The organism is Deltaproteobacteria bacterium (genome assembly GCA_019912665.1).
In the GTDB taxonomy this organism is placed as follows: Bacteria; Desulfobacterota; GWC2-55-46; order GWC2-55-46; family GWC2-55-46; genus UBA5799.
The window spans coordinates 1-4,088 of sequence record JAIOIE010000027.1; the positions used below are offsets into that span (position 1 = coordinate 1).

Consider the following 4,088-nt stretch of genomic DNA (forward strand, 5'->3'; position numbering starts at 1 on the left):
CCCAGCGGATCCCGCGTCAAGAACCTCCCCAACTCCGTGGAGTAGTACCTATTCCGCATCTGCAGGAGCCCGGTGATCTCGTCGAGCCGGATGCTCTTCCACAGGAACGGCAGCCCGTAGGACGACGACGCCACCGGATGAGTGCTCGACCCGACGTAAACGCTGACCCGCCCGTAGGGGTCATACTCGTACTGCTCCACCACCACGCCGCTCGTGTTCACGAGCTTCGCCGCCGTGTCCTGGCCGCCGTGGAGCAGGTAGTAGTTCTCCCAGCTCGACCCGTTGAGCCGCCGGTAAGCCACGAGTTCGTCCAGCGTGCTGCCCCAGACGAACTGCTTCGTCGGCGTCGCCTGCCAGGAGCCGTTCACGAGCTCCAGCTTGTGCTGCGACACCTGCCGCCAGCCGTCCCAGGCGTGGATCTGCGTCTCGCTGAACTGCGGGTCCACGAGCGCCGACATCGTGCGCCGGTTGAATGCGTCGTAGACGTAGACCGCGACCAGTTCGAGTTGGCCGGTCACCGGCAGTGAGAACGACCTGCCGCCGCCGCCCGGAGTCGGCGTGATGCGCACCACGCCGCCCGAGATCGTCGCGCGCAGGCGCGCCCGGAAGACCGGGTCCGTGTGCTCCCGCGCCAGGCGCGAGTAGATGTCGGGGATGTCGACCTTCACGTCCTCGCGCGCCTGGTCGAGCGACCCGGGCTGGATCTCGGCGAACTTCTCGCCGTCCCCCGCGGGATCACCAGCCGGCAGCACGCGCCACACTTCCTGCAGGCGGTTGAGGAAGTCGTACTTGTAGACCAGCCGGCCGTCGTAGGTCAGGTTGCCGCGCTTGTCGTAGGTGAGGATCGGATCCGTCGTCGCGCCGGGAACGGTGACCTTGTCGTAGCGGTTGGTTCCGGCCTCGATGGTGTAGTCGGTAACGGACGGATCGCTTCCGGTCTGCGTGGAACTGCTGTAGCGGTTGTTGGCGTTATCGAGGCCGTAGGTCAGCTCCTCGTGCATGTGGGACGCGTCAAATCCGGTGGGATTCGCGGTGTTTCCCATCGTGGTTGCGTCCACGCCCATCCAGCCCTGCGTCAGCCGGTCGTAGGCGTCGTAGGCGAACCGATCGCCAACTGCCCCGCCGACCTTGGTGTAGATCTCCTTCGTCAGGTTGCTGGCCTCGTCGTACGCGTACTCGAACTGAGACTTCGTCGTCCAAGTCGTCGCGTCGGTGTAGACGTTGTCGCGGATCATCGTCAGGCGGCCGAGCGGGTCGAAGCTGAACGTCGAGACGCCCTGTGGGTAGTCCGTACTACCGTAGCGCACCGTCCGCTGGCGCCGCAACCCGCCGGCCCAACTGTACTGCGCCAGCACCCGAGCTGCCCCCGAGGCCCCAGGCGCCTTGTTCCACTGCACCTCGGTGAGACGCCCGATGGCGTCGTGCCCGAACGACATGTTCGCACCTTCGAGGCTCAGCGACCCACCGTAGCTCAGCGTCTCGCGGTACGGGTTGCCATCCGAGAACGTCGAGCTCACCGTCAACGTGTGCGACGGCGCAAAGGCCGACAGGAACCGCGCCTGATGGACTCGGCCCAGGCTGTCCGTGTCGAACTGCTCGAGACCCTGCGGGACCCCGTTGTTCGCGGCGCCCCAGTAGCCGTTCTCGACGATGCGACCGATCGCGTCGCGCTTGATCACGTCCTTGGTGTTGAACAGGGCGATGACGTTGTCCGCGTAGCCGTCGAGCTGACGCTGGATCATGCGACCCTGGCCGTCTCGCCAGAAGAGGGTCTTGCCCTGGTCGCCGTCGTAGAGCGCCGACAGGCGGGACGCGCCGTCGTACTCCGCGAACAGGCACATCGGCTTGTACTTGGCCGACGAAGAAGGCACCTCGCTGCCACCCGGGTTCTGGACGATGAAGGGCCGCCCGGCGAAGTCGTTGTGGGTGACCGTCTCGTTGCCGAGACCGTCCTTCCGCGTGACCTTGGTCCTACCATCGCTTGCGCCGGAGTCCTCGAACGACGCTCGGTTGTCGATGTAGTCGTTGCCGGCCCCGACGCGCACGTGCTGCACCACGCGCCCGAGGGCATCCGGCAGGAACTTCTGCACGCGCCCGCCCGGGCCCGTGTAGCTGTCCACCAGACCCAGCGAGTTGTATGCGTACGAGTAGACTTGGTTGTTCGGGACCGTCGTGGAGTCGCCCAGCTGCGTGACCGTCAGGAACCGCCCGAAGGGGTCCACCGCGTAGTCCGTGGTCGTCACCCGGGTCCCGCTCGTGCTGACCGGGTCCAGGTCGGTGCGCACCACGCTGGCCAGGAACGGCGTCTTGTTCTGGTAGTAGTAGGTGGCGGTGTTCCCGGTGCTGAAGCCGTCCCGCACTTCCTGCAGGAACCCCGTCGCCGAGTAGTACGAGTAGGTCGTGGCACTCACGCCGGTGCCCACCTTCGAGAGCAACTGCGAGGCCTTGCCGTCGACGTAGGTCCAGGCCACGTCGCGGGTGCCGCTGCCGAAGCCAAGCACCTGATCACGCTGCCAGATCTGTCGCCCCAACTGGTCGTGGCGCATCTCGCGACTCTCCAGGAGCGTCGTCTTGGTGGCGTCGCTCCAGGTCTTGGCGACGGTCGGCCGCCCCAGCATGTCGATCTCGAAGGTGTGGGTCGCACCACCGGTCGAGCCGGTGTAGCCCGCGGGTGCTGCCGTCGCGGGCTCCTGGATCTCGATGATCGCGCCCGCGGCGTTGCGGGTCACCAGCGTCCAAAGGTGCGCGGTGCCGTCGTACTGGTACGAGCCCGTCACCTCGAGGAACTGGTTCACGAAGGTCTTCGGCGAGTTCACGGACTGCAGGCCGGTCGGGTCCGTCGTCACCGAGCGGTAGAGCGTGCCGTAGCCGTCGAACGTGTAGGTCGTCGTGCTGCCGTTCGGGTGCACGACCGAAGCAAGCCGGCCATCCGCACCGTAGTTGTAGGACGTGACGAGGAACTGGCCCGTGCCCGCGGCGGCGTTCAGTGGCAGTCGGTCCTCGTAGACCTCCATCAGCTTGGTGTGGTGGTAGACGGCCTGCAGCTCGATCCAATCACGCGCCGTGTTGCCCGACTGCGGGTACTCGTTCGGCTTGCTGCCGTTGGACGCCAGGTTGTTGCGGCGCACGACCGACAAGTGGCCCCACCGGTCGTAGAGCCCAACGGCGTGGCGGGTAAGCCCGCCGCTCGTGCTCGACACCTCAGCGGGCACCCCGATGCTGGCCACAAGGCCGACTGTCGTGACTGCGGGCACCGACGACCCGTCGTTGCTGGTGACGCTGGTCACTTGGCCCATGGCGTCCGAGGCGTACGTCGTCTTGATGTCCCCGCCGAAGATCTGCGCCGTCACGAAGCCGTCGGTGGCGAACTCGAACACCGTTTCCACGCCGTCGCCGTCGACCGTCTTGCGCACCTGGCCGTTCACGTTGCCCATCTTGGGCAGGCTGCCGGGCAGGTTGGACAGGTTGCGCCACACGGTCTGCGTGACCGGCGTAGACGAGGTGGTCACGGCGCCGTTCAGCGAGTCCTGGCGGCGAATCCCAGTGATGCTCCGGGTCATGGTGCGCGGCACCATGCCGTGGCCCACGGAGTCTGTGCGCGCAAGCCAGTCGATGTAGGTGTACGTGTAGCTGCCATCCGGCGTCGTCTCCGTCGCCGGCAGCCAAGCGCCCCAGTCCTGACTCGTTCCCTTGGCCTGCGTGTAGGTGTAGGTCCACTCGATCTGCGCAGGGTACGTCCCGGAGCCGGCCTCGGGGTTGGGCTCCTTCCGGCTCAGCAGCAAGTGCGTGAGCGGGTCGTAGGTGAAGTTCGAGACGCGCGAGACCGTGACCCCGCCGCGCGTCGAGCGCACCCGCCTCTCGACCGGCTTCTTGCAGACGCAAGTCGTGTCGTAGATGTTGTAGATCTCGATGTGCTCGGGCTCGACGTCCGTCGTGGCGACGCCGCCGATCGTGGCGTTCTCGCCGGTGGCGTGTGAGGCGCGCGGATGCCCGGTGGAGTTGTCACTGGGCGTGATGAACACCGAGTAGAGGCGACCGCTGCGGTAGTCGAACTCGTACCGCCGAACGGTCCCCGTGCCGTTGGTCGA

At 66.6% G+C, this 4,088-nt stretch carries 1 protein-coding gene; it reads right to left on the reverse strand.

What is annotated here, in order from left to right; genetic code table 11:
* Nucleotides 1-4,088: hypothetical protein (locus K8I01_12250; protein MBZ0221188.1), on the reverse strand; the 4,088-nt coding region annotated here is incomplete at both ends.